This is a genomic window from Pelosinus fermentans DSM 17108 (assembly GCF_000271485.2).
GTDB lineage: Bacteria > Bacillota > Negativicutes > DSM-13327 > DSM-13327 > Pelosinus > Pelosinus fermentans.
In genome coordinates, this window is record NZ_AKVN02000001.1 from 4,103,564 (window position 1) to 4,121,684 (window position 18,121).

General features: G+C 41.1%; 19 protein-coding genes. 1 reads left to right on the forward strand and 18 read right to left on the reverse strand.

Annotated features, from left to right (window positions below; translation table 11 throughout):
* Window positions 1–271: 271 nt before the first annotated feature.
* From FR7_RS18850 to FR7_RS24280, 5 genes are all read right to left on the reverse strand, one after another.
* Window positions 272–631, reverse strand: a complete 360-nt coding sequence (locus FR7_RS18850; protein WP_007937584.1) for a putative zinc-binding protein — start codon at window positions 629–631, stop codon at window positions 272–274.
* Between the two features lie 53 nt (window positions 632–684).
* Window positions 685–1,548: a permease gene (locus FR7_RS18855; protein WP_007937585.1), complete on the reverse strand. Its 864-nt coding sequence runs from the start codon at window positions 1,546–1,548 to the stop codon at window positions 685–687.
* 52 nt (window positions 1,549–1,600) lie between these two features.
* Window positions 1,601–2,053, reverse strand: a complete 453-nt coding sequence (locus FR7_RS18860) for a MarR family winged helix-turn-helix transcriptional regulator (protein WP_007937586.1) — start codon at window positions 2,051–2,053, stop codon at window positions 1,601–1,603.
* Window positions 2,054–2,232: 179 nt separating this feature from the next.
* Complete coding sequence (locus FR7_RS18865) at window positions 2,233–2,502, reverse strand: ArsR/SmtB family transcription factor (protein WP_082918272.1); 270 nt, start codon at window positions 2,500–2,502, stop codon at window positions 2,233–2,235.
* Window positions 2,503–2,508: 6 nt separating this feature from the next.
* Complete coding sequence (locus FR7_RS24280; RefSeq protein WP_237715587.1) at window positions 2,509–2,673, reverse strand: hypothetical protein; 165 nt, start codon at window positions 2,671–2,673, stop codon at window positions 2,509–2,511.
* A 436-nt stretch (window positions 2,674–3,109) separates the two neighbouring features.
* On the opposite strand from FR7_RS24280, the gene FR7_RS18870 reads away from it, so the two are divergent.
* Complete coding sequence (locus tag FR7_RS18870) at window positions 3,110–4,561, forward strand: SulP family inorganic anion transporter (protein WP_007937588.1); 1,452 nt, start codon at window positions 3,110–3,112, stop codon at window positions 4,559–4,561.
* A gap of 41 nt (window positions 4,562–4,602) precedes the next feature.
* Here the strand turns inward: FR7_RS18870 and FR7_RS24665 are convergent, their stop codons facing one another.
* The 13 genes from FR7_RS24665 to FR7_RS18925 all read right to left on the reverse strand — a co-directional run bounded on the left by FR7_RS24665 (window position 4,603) and on the right by FR7_RS18925 (window position 18,075).
* Window positions 4,603–4,680, reverse strand: a complete 78-nt coding sequence (locus FR7_RS24665) for a universal stress protein (RefSeq protein ID WP_081490011.1) — start codon at window positions 4,678–4,680, stop codon at window positions 4,603–4,605.
* A 26-nt stretch (window positions 4,681–4,706) separates the two neighbouring features.
* Window positions 4,707–5,015 (reverse strand): universal stress protein, encoded by a 309-nt coding sequence (locus tag FR7_RS18875; protein ID WP_007937589.1) that lies wholly within the window; start codon window positions 5,013–5,015, stop codon window positions 4,707–4,709.
* A gap of 250 nt (window positions 5,016–5,265) precedes the next feature.
* Window positions 5,266–5,736, reverse strand: coding sequence for a Dps family protein (locus FR7_RS18880; RefSeq protein WP_007937591.1), 471 nt, complete (start codon window positions 5,734–5,736; stop codon window positions 5,266–5,268).
* A gap of 198 nt (window positions 5,737–5,934) precedes the next feature.
* A complete protein-coding gene (locus FR7_RS18885) occupies window positions 5,935–6,525 on the reverse strand; it encodes an alpha/beta hydrolase (protein WP_007937593.1) in 591 nt (196 codons plus the stop codon).
* A 35-nt stretch (window positions 6,526–6,560) separates the two neighbouring features.
* Window positions 6,561–6,683 (reverse strand): hypothetical protein, encoded by a 123-nt coding sequence (locus tag FR7_RS24490; protein ID WP_007937594.1) that lies wholly within the window; start codon window positions 6,681–6,683, stop codon window positions 6,561–6,563.
* A 282-nt stretch (window positions 6,684–6,965) separates the two neighbouring features.
* Entirely contained in the window at window positions 6,966–8,795 is a 1,830-nt protein-coding gene (gene glmS / locus FR7_RS18890) for a glutamine--fructose-6-phosphate transaminase (isomerizing) (RefSeq protein WP_007937596.1), read from the reverse strand.
* Window positions 8,796–9,192: 397 nt separating this feature from the next.
* Window positions 9,193–10,536 carry a phosphoglucosamine mutase gene (gene glmM / locus FR7_RS18895; protein WP_007937598.1) on the reverse strand — a complete coding sequence of 448 codons (1,344 nt, stop codon included), beginning with the start codon at window positions 10,534–10,536 and terminating at the stop codon, window positions 9,193–9,195.
* Window positions 10,537–10,558: 22 nt separating this feature from the next.
* Window positions 10,559–12,154: an NAD(P)/FAD-dependent oxidoreductase gene (locus tag FR7_RS18900; protein WP_007937600.1), complete on the reverse strand. Its 1,596-nt coding sequence runs from the start codon at window positions 12,152–12,154 to the stop codon at window positions 10,559–10,561.
* A 33-nt stretch (window positions 12,155–12,187) separates the two neighbouring features.
* Window positions 12,188–13,111, reverse strand: a complete 924-nt coding sequence (locus tag FR7_RS18905) for a CdaR family protein (RefSeq protein WP_007937602.1) — start codon at window positions 13,109–13,111, stop codon at window positions 12,188–12,190.
* Window positions 13,111–13,929, reverse strand: a complete 819-nt coding sequence (gene cdaA, locus FR7_RS18910; RefSeq protein WP_007937605.1) for a diadenylate cyclase CdaA — start codon at window positions 13,927–13,929, stop codon at window positions 13,111–13,113. The genes FR7_RS18905 and cdaA overlap by 1 nt, the downstream gene beginning before the upstream one ends.
* A gap of 160 nt (window positions 13,930–14,089) precedes the next feature.
* Complete coding sequence (locus tag FR7_RS18915) at window positions 14,090–15,163, reverse strand: branched-chain amino acid aminotransferase (RefSeq protein WP_007937607.1); 1,074 nt, start codon at window positions 15,161–15,163, stop codon at window positions 14,090–14,092.
* Between the two features lie 285 nt (window positions 15,164–15,448).
* Window positions 15,449–16,864, reverse strand: coding sequence for an argininosuccinate lyase (gene argH, locus FR7_RS18920; RefSeq protein ID WP_007937609.1), 1,416 nt, complete (start codon window positions 16,862–16,864; stop codon window positions 15,449–15,451).
* Window positions 16,861–18,075: an argininosuccinate synthase gene (locus FR7_RS18925; RefSeq protein ID WP_007937611.1), complete on the reverse strand. Its 1,215-nt coding sequence runs from the start codon at window positions 18,073–18,075 to the stop codon at window positions 16,861–16,863. The genes argH and FR7_RS18925 overlap by 4 nt, the downstream gene beginning before the upstream one ends.
* Window positions 18,076–18,121 lie beyond the last annotated feature (46 nt).

Here is an 18,121-nt window from a genome sequence, read left to right on the forward strand (position 1 = left end):
CTTTTCTAAATAAGGAAATATAGCTTCAATAAAAGAGTTGCCTTGCAGATTTGAAATTTGGTATTGATGGTATTGATCCTGGGTTATTAAGATAATAATAATGGACTTTGAGTATTCGTCATGAGTAAACTTGAATTAATAACCCACCATTGCGACTGCTCCTTTTGACGGCGCGACTCTCCTACAACAGTAACTGTATAAAATAATAAAACCGCACTGCCAAAGGGTAACCTTTTACAATACGGTTCCATTTATCAAATAACTAATTCCACTATTGTGCCATGATCCGCTGGCAAACACTTGTGATAAAAACTTCCTGATCTTGATCCTCTGAAAATCCCATGTCCATAAGTACATACGACGTTGCTGTAATATTAGCCTTTTTCAACAGCATCTTTGCGCAGGCCATTTTGCATCCGTCAATGGCGATTACTTCGGTAGCCTCCGCGGCTGCTTTTAAAAAACGCGGATACCCTGCACCGATACCGGCCAAACAACTCGTTCCGCAACGTGCATAACCTACCGCCCGTAAATTACGTCCGACCTGATCACTTACCGCTCCCTCGGTACAGCACCCAGAACAAGTATAGAGTATCCGGGTTGAAGTTTCTTCCCCATTATTGCACCCCATATATTTATCCCCTCTCATTTAATTTTACTATTATAGTGTAAGCAATGTTCTGCTTATAAAAAGTAAAACAAAAATCCTGAAATAGTTGACATTAAAACTACCGAGACAATAAAAGCCACTACCAGCCTTTTTTGAAAAATAGAGTTCAACAATACAATTTCTGGCAAACTCGCCCCTGCAGAACTGATAACGAGCGCCATAACAGCTCCCGCGCTCATCCCTTTGGCGATAAGAATTTGGGATACAGGGATCATAGCAGAAAGACGGATATACAATGGAATGCCAACAATAGCCGCCAAGGGAATAAGCCACCAGGAGTCGCCTCCCAAGTAATGGGAGATCCATTTCGTTGGTACAACTTCGTGAATAAAAGCTCCGATTGCTGCACCAAACAATAAATAAGGATATACTGATTTTATAAGCTCAATCGTTTCTTTCCACGCCCCAGCAACACTAAAGCTCGCTGGAGCTGCATCGAGGTCTTGCACAACAACATCCTTCACTGCTCCTTCAAAACCCATCTTTTCAAGAGCAAAGCCGATAATGATGGATAACACCGAGGTGATTAGTGTATAAACCATAGCTACTTTCCATCCTAATGAAAATACCATGAGTGTCAGGATCGTCGGATCTAAAATGGGTGAGGAAAATAAAAAGATCATGACGATACCGAAGCGAACTTTTTTATTTAATAAATTTACAATGATCGGAATGGTAGAGCAAGAGCAAAAAGGGGTCACAAAAGCAAATACAATCGCACCCAATGCACCAACAAAAGAGTTTTTTCCAGAAAGCCACGTATTAATTTTGTCATAGGGAATCCAGATTTGGAGTAAATTAATTAGAAAACTAATTCCTACAAACAATACGGACAATTCAAAAATAAGGGTAGCAAAAGTTTTCAAAATATCATACATTCTTTTCACCTCCTTTTTTATTTGCATTTTGCAAATATATATTTAAAAAAATTCACCGCACTGGCGAACAGCACACACTGGATTGAGCCAAACTTCGATTCAGCAATTGAATGGAGCGAATAACGGTCTCTTTCTCAAATTCTGTCATACCCGAAAATACTTCCTGGAAATAGCTATTCATTTGCTCACTGATTTCTATCACAACGCGGGCCCCTAGCTCTGACAAAGAAAGCATATATACTCGTCTATCCTGAGGATCCTCTACTTTTTCCACCAATTCCAGCTTCACCAGTGTTTGGACTTGCCTGCTAAATGTTGTGATATCCATGCCTAGCGCATCGGCGACTTCCTGCATAGAGGGATGTCGCCTTTTATTAATCTCATACAGAATATGACTCTGAATCACTGATAGATCGGTTTCACTGACTTTACAGCCGCATTTATCGATTAACCCCAGCCGTCTCGTCATCACATGAAATGTTTCTCGGATTTGTTCCATCTCCATTCTTATCACCTCGCCCTCATTTTACCAGCATTACTTGCAAATTGCAAGTAATGCTGAAAATAAAGTCTGCCAAAATTTGATTCTTCTATAAAAACGGTAGAAGACAGATATAAAATCCTCCTTCTACCTAAATTTCTGAACAGCAGTGATAATCAGAACTGCATCATGTTTAATTTCAATCATATAATCGTTGCAACGTCCTTTATTTTCACCTTTGTCTCACAACAGCCGCCCTGCCCTCGGTATTTCTGTAGCCGCGCAAAGTCTTTTTGACAATGGGGCTGCTGCTCCGGTTCCTTTGCTAACAACTCCTGTACAAAAGGATACCGTTCTAGGCTGGTTTTATCCACCCTATAATAAACCCACTGGGCTTGCTTCTCACTGGTAATCAACTTGGCATATTTAAGCTTAATCAGATGCCGTGAAGCATTGGGTTGACTGAGATTCAACACCGCTTACAAATGACCGACGCATAAGGTTTCCTTGTACAATAAGTGCAAAATCCGCAGCCGAGTCCCATCACCCAGCGCTTTTAATATTTCGACTACATCCATCACTGCCACCTCAATCATTATTTGTGCCATCCTTTGTGATATGATGATATGCAATCTTCCATTCATGTATGTTAAGATAATTGTGTACAGCCCTATTCCCGACAGCGCTGTACAATCTCATTATGAACCTCTCTATTACGTACAGTCGACGACAAGATTTGTAGCGAAATGGAGGAGGGCAGTCGGCGGGACGTCTGGCTCCGGTCCAATGAGGAGTAAAAAAACGGAATCACCCGGCTTTTTTAATAATCATTCAGGCTATCTTTTTATTTTTATCTACAGAAATCACAGCATTGATTATAGGACCATAAATGCAAGAGACCATTGACAACTGCACTCCACTAGAATTCTCATTATTCTACTTCTTTCAGAAAAAACTATTAAATTGTATTCTGTAAACAATATATATATAATAATCTCTATTGAAATATCGGAAATCGTCTTTTCTGAAAGTGGAAAGTCACTAGGTATATTTAAAACAAAAACAGGAGGACTATTTTCATTGAAACTACAACTAAATAAATCTTGGTTTTCCAACACTCACATGGATATTCTGGCAGGCATAACGGTAGCCTTTGCCTTGATTCCTGAAGCCATTGCATTTTCTATTATTGCTGGGGTAAGCCCCATGACTGGTCTCTATGCTTCTTTTTGCATCGCGGTTGTCATTTCCATTGTTGGCGGAAGACCAGGTATGATTTCTGCCGCTACAGGCGCTATGGCGCTACTTATGGTGACGTTGGTTAAAGATCACGGCGTAGAATACTTATTTGCCGCAACCATATTGGCGGGAATTTTACAATATGCCATGGGCATTCTAAAACTGGGACGCTTCATCACCTTTGTACCCCATTCCGTAATGACAGGATTCGTTAACTCCCTAGCCATACTGATTTTTTTAGCGCAATTACCCCATTTTATTGGACAAAGCTGGATCATGTATGCACTAGTAGCCTTTACACTGGCTATCATTTATCTTTTACCATTGATTACGAAAGCTGTTCCCTCTGCATTAGTAGCAATTATTATTGTATCCATGACTACGATTGGCTTAGGACTACATGTGAATACTGTCGGGGACATGGGGACCCTTACAAATTCCCTCCCCATCTTTCATTTACCTCAAGTATTGTTTAGTATGGATACTCTCTTAATTATTTTTCCCTATTCCCTGTCCCTTGCTCTTGTAGGTATCTTAGAATCGCTGCTAACAGCAACGATCGTTGATGAAATGACAGATACCAAAAGCAATAAGAATAAAGAAATTCGCGGACAAGGTTTTGCGAATGTCATTGCAGGTTTTTTTGGCGGCATGGCAGGTTGTGCGATGATTGGTCAATCGGTCATTAATGTAAAGTCCGGCGGTCGTACACGCCTATCCACCTTCGTAGCCGGCATTTTCTTGCTATTCTTAATTATTGTCTTGGGTAATGTGGTAAAACAAATTCCCATGGCTGCCCTCGTCGGGGTAATGATCATGGTCTCCATAGGCACATTTGACTGGAGTTCTTTGCAGAATATAAAAAAAATCCCCACTGGGGATGTAATCGTCATGCTTACTACCGTAGCAATTGTTGTCACGACTCATGATCTTTCGAAAGGTGTCATGGCGGGAGTGTTGTTAAGTGCTTTGATCTTTGCATGGAAAATAGCGGAGCTTCGCACTGCTTCTTCTATACAGGTAAACGGTAGTAAATGTTATACGGTCTTTGGTCAGATGTTCTTTGGTACTACCTCTGATTTTGCCAGCCAGTTTACTTACAATGAGGATCCCAACGTAGTTATCATTGACTTTGCTAATTCACATGTATGGGATCATTCCGCTGTAAATGCCATTGCAAAAGTGATTCTCAAATACCAGCAACTAGACAAAAAAATAACCATTATTGGTCTGAATGAAGAAAGCGAAATGCTTGTGGAAAGAATCGGGCTCTATGAACCAAACGGACACTAATAATGAAAATTCACTACTCCATTATCTGGGGTAGTGAATTTTTATTTGATGATCATGACGGGGCACTTAACTGCATGAACGATTTTTTTACTCACACTTCCTATAACGAATTCTTGCATTTTATTTAGTCCTCTACTTCCAACACTCAGCAGATCATAGCCTTCTTAACGATTTCCTCCGCTGGATCACCAAGGCCAACTGCTAAATTATACGGAATTTTCTCTTGCTTAAAAAGACGTTCTGTTTGTATTATGGCCAGGCGTGCCTCTTTCTCAAGGAGTGATTGAATGTCAAAATTGGCTTGAATTAAACTGTTCTTTGATGGAATTTTTAGAGTGACGTGAAAAATTGTGACAGATACATTTCCCAACTGCAATGCAAACTCAACCGTCTTTTCCGCAGCAAGGTGAGCATGCATAGAACCATCTATGGCTAACAGGATTTTCTTAAACAAACCCTATCAGCTCCCTAGTAACAACATTTTTCAGAAAATAGAAATTTTACAAGAATCTCACTACAGCCCATCAATCAGAACGTACGAATAAGAGGACAGACCGCTGGCGGGGTATGTGCCAGTTTTTCAGATACCATGACAGTGTCCTATCCTAAAAATTACTCCTTAGACTTTGTGAATTTACTTTTAAGCCTTTATTGTGGCGAATTACCTATTTTATCTGAGAACAATACCTTCGCTAACCAAACTATTAACATCTTGTTAAATAAGCATTAAAGAACCAGATATATTTTTCAAAAAAACAAATGCCCTCACCTAATAGTCCGCAATCATCATTGGCGTCTTTAGTCATATTTTTAATTTTTTTTAGTAAGCTCACCATACAACAAAAGTCATCTATTATTATTTCAGCTACTCTTTGAGAACTTAAATTTCTATTGGGAAGTTCCTGTATTGTGGCAACTTCAAGATAATCTTGTGTTGAAGCTAGAGGTTGATAACCTAACATTTTAATCCTTTCAGCAACAGCATCAAATTTATCTGCAATTACTTCATAGAGTATTTGTGTTTGTTCATGTAAGTCAAAAAAACCTATGCCTACCACATTCCAATGCATGTTATGGAGTTTCACAAATAGTATATTGAGATTTGCTAAATATATGTTTAGACCTTCAACTACCTCACAAACTTGTTCCTGATCGTGTATACAGTGTTTACTCATTGAGATAAAGCCTCCCTTACTTTTTAGATAGTAACCTTTATAATATTCTATGTAAACAGTAAGAATCTTGCGACAGAGTAAAGCCATCCCCCATACGCACCAAAACCGCCCCTACCCTCAGATGTTCTGAGGACAGGAGCGGTTCATAATTTTATTACTATTCTACTGCTATGGACTTCGTCAAGTTCCTTGGCTCATCTATTTCTCACAGCGGTAAAAAGCACGAGGACAGGGCTTGACTTGAAAAATAGTATCTCCCAGCCACTGTCTAAAATATCTCAATTGTTCGTCCGTATGGAAATAATGTTCCCCATGTTCCAACACATGCAATTTGCAATGATAACGTTCAACAAAATCTGAGACTACATCAAACTCAGAAAGATTGTCATCTGAACCATAGAGAATCGCAGTTGGCTTATCCCATGTGTCGATAGGATTGGATTTTACATAGCAATAATAATCCCAGTAGAGTGTTTGTCCTATTGGCGTTTCAATTTCTTTTTCGACTTTTAATCTTTCCTCACCTACATTGAACCATAACATCATATTATTTATGATGCGCTCCATGTTTAATACAGGCGAAAGAAACAGACATTGTTCGATTGGCAAATCCCGGTATGTAAGTAAGCTGAAATATGCCCCCATGCTACAAGCAAACAAGCTTATATTATTTGAAATAGTTCGTGCATAATCCATGATAGTAGTAAGGTCTCTAACACAGTTTTGAACTTTGCAAGCATAATCTTCATCTTTACGGTCTCCGTGTTCAGGTAAGTCAAAACTCAGCACCTGATATCTTTTGGCAGTTGCTTCTTCTACAAAGACTACAATCGCGTTTTACCATCCTTACTGGACATGTTTCCGTGAACAGCAATAAATAGTTTAGCCGATGGCTCTCCCCACAAAATTGCAGGAATACCTTGAATCATCAAATTCGTCTTTATCATTACGTTCCTCCCCCATAAAACATAGTGTTTGCTTTATTTGAAGTCTTTTTTAAAAAACTTCACAATACGCTCTCTTATGTTGTTGCGTGGATTATTAAGCACGTTTTGTTAAAGGACGTCGGCTGCTGAAACGTCCTGACATCTGATTCAGTACATTTTGCCCGCTGTGTCGTAGATCAGGATCGATACGTTCAAAATGAATAAGGCGTATGCTCCGTATTCAAAAGTAAAATATCACAAATAACGGGGAGTGAAATCACTCCCCGTTATTCAATAACTTTATTATTCTACCGTTACTGACTTCGCCAAGTTTCTTGGTTTATCTACGTCGCAGCCGCGGGTAACGGCAGCGTAGTAGGCCAATAATTGGAGGGGAAGAACAGCGAGAATTGGTGCTAAGAATTTATCAGCTTGTGGGATGAAGATGGTGTGATCCACATATTTTTTGATCTGTTCATCACCTTGCTGAGCGATACCAATAACAATGGCATCACGAGCTTTGACTTCTTTGATATTGCTGAGTGTTTTTTCGTATACATCATGTTGCGTAGCTAGAGCGATAACGGGTACACCTTCAATAATGAGAGCTAATGTACCATGTTTTAATTCTCCAGCAGCATAGGCTTCTGCATGAATATAGGAAATTTCTTTCAGCTTCAATGCGCCTTCTAAGGCTACAGCATAATCTAAAGAACGACCGATGAAGAAAACATCTTCGTTAAAACCATATTTTTGAGCAAAGGTCTTAATGGATTCCACATCTTCTAATATTTCATGCAATTGGGCTGGCAGATTACGCAAACCAGAGATTAGCTCACGACTGCGTTCTGCTGAAATGGTATCACGGAGTCCTGCAATATAAATCGCCAACATGCTCATGAGAACCAGTTGGGTCGTATATGCTTTTGTTGAAGCTACCGCAATTTCTGGACCTGCCCAAGTATAGATGACTTGATCCGCTTCCCGAGAAATCGAAGAACCAACGACATTGGTAATTGCCAGTGTTTTCGCTCCAAGACGTTTTGCTTCTTTCAAAGCGGCTAAAGTGTCTAGTGTTTCACCGGATTGGCTCACCACAATCGCTAAGGTATTTTCATCCACTAGAGGTGAACGGTAGCGGAATTCAGAAGCTACGTCTACTTCTACAGGTATACGAGACAAGGATTCAAGATAATATTTGCCTACAAGACCAGCATTATAAGCAGTGCCGCAAGCTACAACCACTATTTTTTTGATCGCTGCCATTTCTTGTTTGGTCCATTTTAGTTCATCCAAGATGATATGACTATCATCTTTTGCTAAACGACTGGACATGGTTTCTCGAATGGCTCTTGGCTGTTCATAGATTTCTTTGATCATGAAATGTTCATAGCCGCCTTTTTCAGCAGCTTCTGCATCCCAATGCACTTCAAATACTTTTTTGGTAATAGGCACGCCTTGACGATTCATAACCCATACAGAATCTTTGGTAACAACAGCCAATTCTCCATCACTTAAGATATAGGTTCTACGGGTGCGATTAATGATGGCTGGAATGTCAGATGCGATAAAATTCTCGCCTTCTCCTAAACCAATGACCAATGGATTGTCTTGTTTCGTGCAGATAATTTTATCTGGCTCATGTTTTGTCATAAATACTAAGGCATAGGAGCCTTCAATTTCCGATAATACTTGCTTTACTGCCGCTTCGAAGTCACCTTTGTAGTATTCTTCTACTAGATGAGCTACTACTTCCGTATCTGTCTCTGAAACAAAAATATGACCTTTTTCAATAAGTTTTTCTTTTAAGTGCATGTAGTTTTCAATAATACCATTATGCACTACAACAAAATCTCCTGAGCAGTCCGTATGAGGATGGGAGTTTACATCAGAAGGACGACCATGAGTTGCCCAGCGAGTATGACCAATACCTAAGTTGCCAATAAGTTGGTTGCTTTCTAATTTCTTTTCTAAATTCGCTAAGCGACCTACACTTTTTTCTACATGAATTTGTGTTCCATCATATACAGCAATTCCTGCAGAATCATAACCGCGATATTCCAGCTTACTTAACCCATCCATCAAAAATGTTGAGGCCTGTTCAGGGCCTATATAGCCAACGATACCACACATATGGTAATTCCTCCTAAATTTCAAATACAATTCAAATCATTCTGTCAATCTGCCCCAGTCGCTTTGTCCTGCAAGTTACCTTACAGTTTTGTCGCTGTTTAGCGGCCGCAGAGTAGCCGAGAGGTATCCGCTGAATCGTCTCGATAAACCTCTTCCTCGTCTGCTTTACGTCAACACGCCCTTATACAGGCTGCCACCGAGATGTGGTACTATGTCACGCAAGCTCCAGCGCTATAATGAATTACTTTTTGGTTCTGATCTCATGCAAAATATAGTTTCCACCAATCTTCTTTGCTTTATCCATTTCTCACCCCCTATTAATACTATACATATGCAAAGGAGCACAATTGTGCTCCTTTGCATTTACATTGTAATATAAACAATGACTTTGGTCAACTCATCCTTGTTCTTTTTTTACCACAGCAGCGATGTCATGCACAATCTGCTCCAGTTCTGTCATACATGGACCTTCTGCCATGACACGAATTAATTGTTCCGTACCGGAAGGGCGGACTAAGATGCGTCCATTTTCTCCTAGCTGGGCATTGCTTTTTTCAATCGAGCGAGAAATCGCCTCATTTTCTTCCCAGCCATCTTTGCTTGCCACACAAACATTCACCAGTAGTTGAGGATAACGAGTCATAACACCTGCCAGCTCCGCCATGGTCTTACCGCTTTTTTTCAAAGCTGCAATCAATTGGAGGGCTGTTAATACACCATCCCCTGTTGTACTATGCTCGGCAAATATCACATGTCCTGATTGTTCTCCACCTAATATGAATGATTTTTCCCGCATGGCTTCGAGTACATAGCGGTCACCTACTGCTGTTACTTCGACTTTACCGCCTGCTTTTTTCATCGCTTGGTATAAGCCGATATTACTCATCACAGTAGCAACTAAGGTATTATCTTTTAGCTTATTTTCCCGCAGGCGATCTAATGCACAAATGACCATCATTTGATCGCCATCAACAATAGCACCTTTTTCATCTACGGCCAAACAGCGGTCTGCATCACCGTCATGGGCAATGCCAAAATCAGCTTTATAGTGCATTACAGCTTCTTGCAGTCCTTCCATATGGGTAGAACCACAGTCAGCATTGATATTAACGCCTGTAGGTTTATTATTAATGGTAATGACCTTGGCACCCAGCCGTTCATATACGATGGGTCCAACTTCATAGGCTGCTCCATGAGCACAATCCACTACCATTGTTAATCCTGTGAAATCGACATCCACTGTATTTAGTAAATAATCGATATATTCTTTTAGCAGGTCGTGGCGATGCACGATAGTGCCAACTCCATCACCAACAGGACGCTCCATGTCTTCTTTATAGGTAAATACCAGTTTTTCCAGTTCATCTTCTACAGCATCGGGCAATTTATAGCCAGATCCTGCAAAGAATTTGATTCCGTTATCAGGATATGGATTATGAGATGCAGAAATAACAATCCCTGCTTGGGCATTGATTTTTCCTGCCAAATAGGCTACTGCCGGAGTGGGAACCACCCCTAATACTACTGCGTGCCCTCCTGCAGAGCAAATCCCAGCTGCTAATGCAGCTTCAAGCATATGTCCTGAAACCCGTGTATCACGACCAATCACCATGACTGGACTGGTATGATATTCTCTACCAAAATAGGTTGTTGCTGCCCAGCCTAATTTAAAAGCTAATTCTGGTGTTAACTGTGCATTGGCTACCCCACGTACGCCATCTGTCCCAAAAAGTCTACCCATATATTTTACGTTCCCCCTTTTCTTAGACCTTGCTCTTTTTTATTATCGAAATTGCGGAATTAAGGCCGTCAAGTGCGGCACTCATGATGCCGCCAGCATAGCCGGCACCTTCCCCAATCGGATATAACCCTTTCGTATTTAACGACTGATAATCACTGCCACGCAAGATTCGAACAGGAGCTGAGGTTCTCGTTTCTACCCCAATCATAACCGCCTCGGGACTGGCAAAGCCTTTAATTTTACGTTCAAAATCCGGCAATGCCTGTGCAAGGGTATTGGTTACAAAATCAGGCAGGCATTGGCGCAAGTCCGCTGCCCGTACTCCCGGCTTATAGCTGGGCTTCGTTGCAAAAGCGGTACTGCCAGTTGTCCCTGCAAGAAAATCACCTACAGTCTGCAAAGGAGCATGATAATTGCCGCCGCCACAGACAAAAGCCAATTGCTCATATTTACGCTGAAAGTTGATGCCGCCTAAAACTTCTCCGCCAAAATCCTCCGGCGTTACATTGACCACCAAAGCGCTGTTAGCCACTCCTGAAGCCCGATTATACAAGCTCATACCATTGGTCACCACTCCTCCTGTTTCAGAAGAGGCAGCTACTACCAGGCCGCCTGGGCACATGCAAAAAGAATAGGCAGTACGGCCAGTGTCTTTTGCATGATAGACAAGAGCATAATCCGCTGCCTTTAGCTGCGGGTGCCCTGCCGATATACCATATTGAGATGTGTCAATCACTTCTTGAGGATGTTCAATTCGTACCCCCATGGAGAAGGCTTTTGCCTCCATGGTCACTCCTTGCCGGTGCAGCATCTCATAGGTATCCCGGGCGCTGTGTCCAATAGCAAATAGGGCTGCGCAGCAGGGTATGTAAGTAGTCTCATTGACAACGATACCTTTTAGCTGTCCTTCTGTTACATCAATATCGGTAACCTTGGATTCAAATTCCACTCGTCCACCTAAAGCAATAATTTCTTGCCTGATGGATTTTACGATTTCCCGCAGTTTGTCTGTACCAATATGGGGCTTATGCAAATAGGCGATTTCTTCTGGTGCTCCGGCCTTAATCAAAATATCCAGAACTTGGCGCATGAGAGGATCATTGACGCGAGTGGTCAGCTTACCATCAGAAAAGGTGCCTGCCCCTCCTTCACCAAACTGCACATTGGAAATGGCATCAAACTGCCCCGTCTGCCAGAACGTACTTACATCTCGGGTTCGCTGCTCAATATTTCGCCCCCGTTCTAATAGAATTGGCTTATAACCATGCTGCGCCAAGGTCAAGGCTGCCAGCATGCCAGCAGGTCCAAAACCAATGACAACCGGGGGGTGTTCTAATGTATTCTGCCCTTGTACAATCACTTCCGGCACATATTCTTTGGCCACAGAGATATCTTTATCACCTTTCAAACGCGACAGCACTTGACCTTCGGGTACTGCAACCTTCACATCCAGGGTGTAAACAAAACTAATGTTACTTTTTCGACGAGCGTCTAAAGCCCGACGTACAATGACCACCTCAAGCACAGCTTGGGGTGGTATTTTAAGCCTTTTTGCTGCCAACGTATTTAAAGATGTCTCATTATCTAGCAGCACCCGCATATTAATGATCCGTAACAACGATTTTCGCTCCTTCGCATTGCCATATTTCTATCATTGCTGTTTGATTACAGTAATATTCACTTTTATAGTATTTCTGCTATAGGTAACGCCTTCTCGTACCTGCAGTTTTCCTTCCACTTCCACATCTTTATCAATTCCATCCAAGCTAATCGGTTCTGTATACACCGCATCAACTTTGTCTATGATTTGGCGGTCACCGCTGACCTCTATTTTATTTGGGTCCGTAAGTATTTGCTTTAGCGCAACATCTTTTGCTAACTGTCCTGTGATATTTGGTTTAATATCAACGGTCTTTTTAACGATACTGGGGACAAAGAATAAAGAAACGTACATATTATTGGGCTTCATTTCGAGTCCTGCTTCTACGCCCTTACCATTATGATCTAACAACTTCAAGGGAACCCCTAATGTGAAATCCTCACGTTTTCCTGCTACGTCCACATAAGCCACGGCTTTAGCCGCTGTCTCTAACAGACCTTTTGGTCCCACCACAACGACATTCTGAGCGCTGTAGGTTATTTTGTCTACAATGATATCAGCAGGTGGTGCACCGCTTAACTTCACTTCTACAGGAAGCTGCCGGCTGACAATGCTGTCTAAGTGAAAAGTAATAGGATCAGGATTGACTTCCACCACTTCAATGCTTGTGGGAATCGTAGTATGGACTTTGGCGGTATTAACGCCTTCCGATAACCCTTTTAAATCAACGTATGTCTTGATATCTTGTTTTGCAAGTCCGGCAATCACCGTCCTTGGCCCTCGTACTCTGATTCGAACCGAGTCAGGAACATCCACAGCCACAACGGTGCTGGAAAGATTACGCACTTCCAGAGGAATCTCCATATTAATTTCTACAGGAGGATTTTGTTCATTCATTACGAAAATCCATAAAATAATTGCACAAATGAGCGCTATAATTTTTGCTGTCATATTTTTCTTTGGAAGTCTATCCATTATGAATACTGCCTCCAGTTCAAGAAGTTACCGAAGGTGTGATTTTTACTGGTAAACAACGGACGTATTTTTTCTTTTAATGATTCTGCATCCAGATCTCGTACCAGTCTCCCACCCCGGGCTAAGGAAATAATACCTGTTTCTTCACTCACAATCACTACTGCAGCATCCGACTGCTCCGTAATGCCAATCGCAGCTCTGTGCCGTGTACCCAATTCTTTATTCAAACTTCGATCTTCCGTCAATGGCAGTAAACAGCCTGCTGCCATAATTCGACTTCCCCTTAAGATAGCTGCCCCATCATGCATAGGGGTATTCGGAATAAAAATATTAATTAAAAACTCATTGGAAACAAGACCATCTACTTTGATCCCGGTTTCAATATAATCACTAAGACCTGTTTCCCGTTCTAGTACAATAAGAGCGCCAATTTTATTTTTAGCTAGTACAGCTACAGCTTTTCCTAGTTCCTCTAACAGACTTTCTTGTTCCTGTTCATCTAGGAATACACTTTTCTTGAATAAATTTCCTCGACCTAGTTGTTCTAAGGCACGTCTAAGCTCTGGCTGAAAAACAATCGGCAAGGCTACCAGAACGACTGTCATCGTTTTGTTCAATAACCAGTTGATCACATTCAGTCCCAGCCATTTACTGATAACAGTGGCAATTAATAGGACAATCAGCCCTTTGAGTAAAGCCAGGGCTCTTGTGTCGCGGATCATGACATACAGCTTATACAAAACAAAAGCCACTATGACCATATCCAGAAGATCTAATAAACTAATCGTAGAGATAATTCCTTGAATTTGTAGCAACATACGCCAAACTCCTCATCATAATCGTAAGAATAATAACAATAAATATTTAATTTATTCTACCCAATATTACGGAAAACCTTTAATATTTCCCTGATAAATAAAAAAATAATACCTCCGGGTGTCAGAGGTATTATTTTGGACATTTTTTTACATTTTTAATCTATATTTTTGTGACTTCGTCAACCCAGCCAAAGGTATCTTCCACTTTACCATATTGTATGTCTGTCACGGTATCAAATAACTTTTTGGCAAAGTCTCCTGTCTGATTCTGATTAATCGTAATCTTTTTACCTTTCCAGGACAATTCTCCAACAGGAGAAATAACAGCTGCTGTTCCTGTACCAAAGACTTCTTCCAGCTGACCTTTCTCGTGGGCTGCAAAGACTTCTTCCACCGAAATACGGCGTTCTGAAACTTTTACACCCCATGCCTTCGCCAATTCTAATACGGTTCTTCTTGTCATGCCGCCTAAAATGCTGCCGACTAAATCAGGAGTAATCAATTCTCCGTTGATTTTGAAGAAGATATTCATGGTACCGACTTCTTCAATATATTTACGTTCTACAGCATCGAGCCACAATACTTGAGCAAATCCTTCTTTTTTAGCTTCTTCCTGCGCTCTTAAGCTCATCGCATAATTGGCAGGAGTTTTTGCTTCTCCTAAACCACCTAAGGTAGCACGTACGTATTTGTCTTCCACTTTAATGCTTACAGGATTAAACCCGGCAGCGTAGTATGCACCTACTGGTGATAATAAGATAAATAATTTATAGGTATCCGATACTTTTACCCCTACATACGGATCAGTAGCAATAATAAAAGGTCTGATATACAAAGCTGTACCTACTTTTGTTGGTACCCATGCTTTGTCTACTTCAATTACCTTTTTTAAACCTTCTGTCACCACATCTATATCAATATTTGGAATACACAGAGCATCTGCAGAACGATTGAACCGTGCCAAATAATCTTTCGTGCGGAAAACAATAATCCGATCATCTTCCGTACGAAACGCTTTCATTCCTTCAAAAATTGCCTGCCCATAATGAAAAACCATTGCCGCAGGTAAAACAGAATATTCATTATAAGGAATAACTGCCGGATTGTGCCACCCATTTTCAGGATCATAATCCATCGTAAACATATGATCGGTAAAATATTTGCCAAACCCTAGTTGTTCCTCTGGCGGCATTATCCCAAGTGTATTGCTTTTTGTAAATGCGATTTCAGTCATAGTAGAGTGCCTCCTTATTATTTAAGAAAAACGCTGGCAGTCCTTTTCACCACAAAAGCGCATAGGACTGCCAGCATACTCTGCGCCTTTGCAGTTTCATTATTCTTCGGTGCAATAAAACACTAATCATACTTTATTGCGCAAAGAAGAAAGACCTCACAAACATCAACTTCTTAATGCAACAGGCAGACCCTTAGCCGTCTTAATGGAATGTAAGAAAGCAGCTGCTTTCTTACTCCAAAAAACGCTTTACAGGGTCTGCTGCATTGCTCTAATTTATGGTTATTATATATTGCCTTTTGTATACATGTCAAGTACACTTTGCTGCTTCGTCAAGATATCCTGAGCTACCGTAAATTGTTGTTTTACTCCAGTGGACGAAGTTCCGCCATAAGAATTCCGGGCATCTACACAAGTTTCCACTTTTATGGCTTCAAGAATATCAGTTTCAAACAGAGGGGAAAATTCTTTAAACTCAGCTAAGGATAAATCCATCAGCCACTTATTAGCACCCAGGCAATAGGCTACAGACTTTCCTACGACTTCATGAGCCTGACGGAAAGGCAAGCCTTTTTTCACCAGATAATCGGCCATATCCGTAGCATTGGAAAAATCGTTGCGTACTGCGGAGCCCATAACTTCTTCATTTACTCTCATTGCTCTTAGCATCGAGGCGTAAACACTTAAGCTAAATTTTAAGGTATCAATGGTGTCAAACATACCTTCTTTGTCTTCCTGCAAGTCCTTATTATAGGCCAATGGCAGCCCTTTGGCTGTGGTCAATAAGGCCATCAAATGACCAAAAACCCGCCCGGTTTTCCCACGGACCAATTCTGCCACATCAGGATTCTTCTTCTGCGGCATAATGCTAGAGCCAGTACAATGGCTGTCATCTAATTCAATAAAGGAAAACTCTGTCGAAGACCATAAAATAATCTCTTCACTGATTCGGCTAAGGTGCATCATGAGAATGGAGGCAAAAGACAAGAATTCTAAGATATAGTCTCGATCACTCACAGCATCCATGCTATTTTCATATACCTGGCTAAAGTTAAGCTGCTCTGCCACAAAGTGTCTATCAATGGGGAAAGTAGTACCAGCCAAGGCTCCTGCTCCCAATGGCAGAATGTCTGTTCCTTCCCATACACCTTTTAGTCGTCTAAAGTCACGGGTTAACATGGAAAAGTATGCCATCATATGATGAGAGAATAAAATAGGCTGTGCCCTTTGCAGGTGAGTATAGCCAGGCATAACCACACCTTGGTATTTTTGCGCCACTTCCACAACGGCCTGCTGCAAATCCTGCAGCAAGGTACCGATCGCTGCAATTTCATGTTTCAAATACATATGAGTATCTAAGGCAACCTGGTCATTACGACTGCGAGCGGTATGAAGTTTCCCCCCCACTGCTCCGATGCGTTCCGTTAAGCGCTTCTCTATATTCATATGTATGTCTTCCAAGGATATTTCAAAACTAAAATTACCAGCTTCAATATCAGTTAATATGGTTTTAAGTCCTTCAATAATCGTATCTGCTTCTTCCTTGGCAATAATGCCGCACTTGGCCAGCATCGCAGCATGAGCAATGCTCCCTGCAATATCTTCTGCATACATGCGCTTATCAAAAGAAATGGAGGAGGTAAATTCCTCCACCATTACATCTGTATTTTTGGCAAATCTACCGCCCCATAACTTACTCATTTCTTTTCCGCCTCTTTCAGCATTAGTGCTCTGACTTTTAATGGCAAGCCGAAAAGGTTAATAAAACCTTCTGCATCTTTTTGGTTGTACACTTCATCACGACCAAAGGTTACGAATCCTTCATGGTATAAAGAGTATGGAGATTTAGATCCAGCACTCATAATATTACCTTTGTATAATTTCAAACGAACCGTACCGGTTACCGTCTGCTGTGTGGAATCAACAAATGCGTCCAAGGCTTCTTTTAACGGAGAAAACCACATGCCATCATATACAAGTTCTGCATAGCGGATCGCGACTTGTTCTTTATAATGCATCGTTGCCCGATCCAAGGTCAAATATTCTAATTCCCGGTGTGCATAGTACAAAATAGATCCGCCTGGATTTTCATATACGCCGCGAGATTTCATGCCTACCAAACGATTCTCTACGATATCCGTAATACCAATGCCATGCTCAGCACCAAGGATATTTAATTTTTCTAATAGTGCTACGGCACCTAGTTTTTCACCATCAACGGCTACTGGAATACCTTTCTCAAAGCAGATGTCTACATAAACGGCTTTATCCGGTGCATTCTCAGGAGATTTTGATACTAGATATACATCATCCATTGGTTCATTTGCTGGATTTTCTAAATCTGCACCTTCATGACTTAAATGCCAGATATTACGGTCCATGCTGTAAGGACGGCTTTTTGCTACGGGAATAGGAATGTTATGTTTTTCAGCATAATCAAAAGCATCTTCACGGGAACGAATATCCCACAGTCTCCAAGGAGCAATAATTTTCAAATGAGGTGCTAATGCTTTTACGGTAAGTTCAAAACGTACTTGGTCGTTACCTTTACCTGTCGCACCATGGGCGATGGCATCTGCCCCTTCTTTTTCCGCAATGGCGACTAAGGCTTTCGCAATAATCGGTCTCGCAAAAGAAGTTCCTAACAAATATTTTCCTTCATATACAGCACCAGCCTTCAAAGTAGGCCAAACATAACTTTCCACAAATTCTTGTTTTAAATCTTCGATATATACCTTACTGGCTCCAGATTTAAGGGCCTTATCGTGTACAGGTGCTAATTCATCCCCTTGACCGACATCGGCGCACATAGCTATTACTTCGCAGTTATAGTTTTCTTTCAGCCACGGAATAATAACGGAAGTATCCAATCCTCCAGAATAGGCCAATACTACTTTTTTAATTTCACTCATGTTGTAGTCCCCTTTGTTTTAAATTGTCGTTTCTATATTAAGCAGT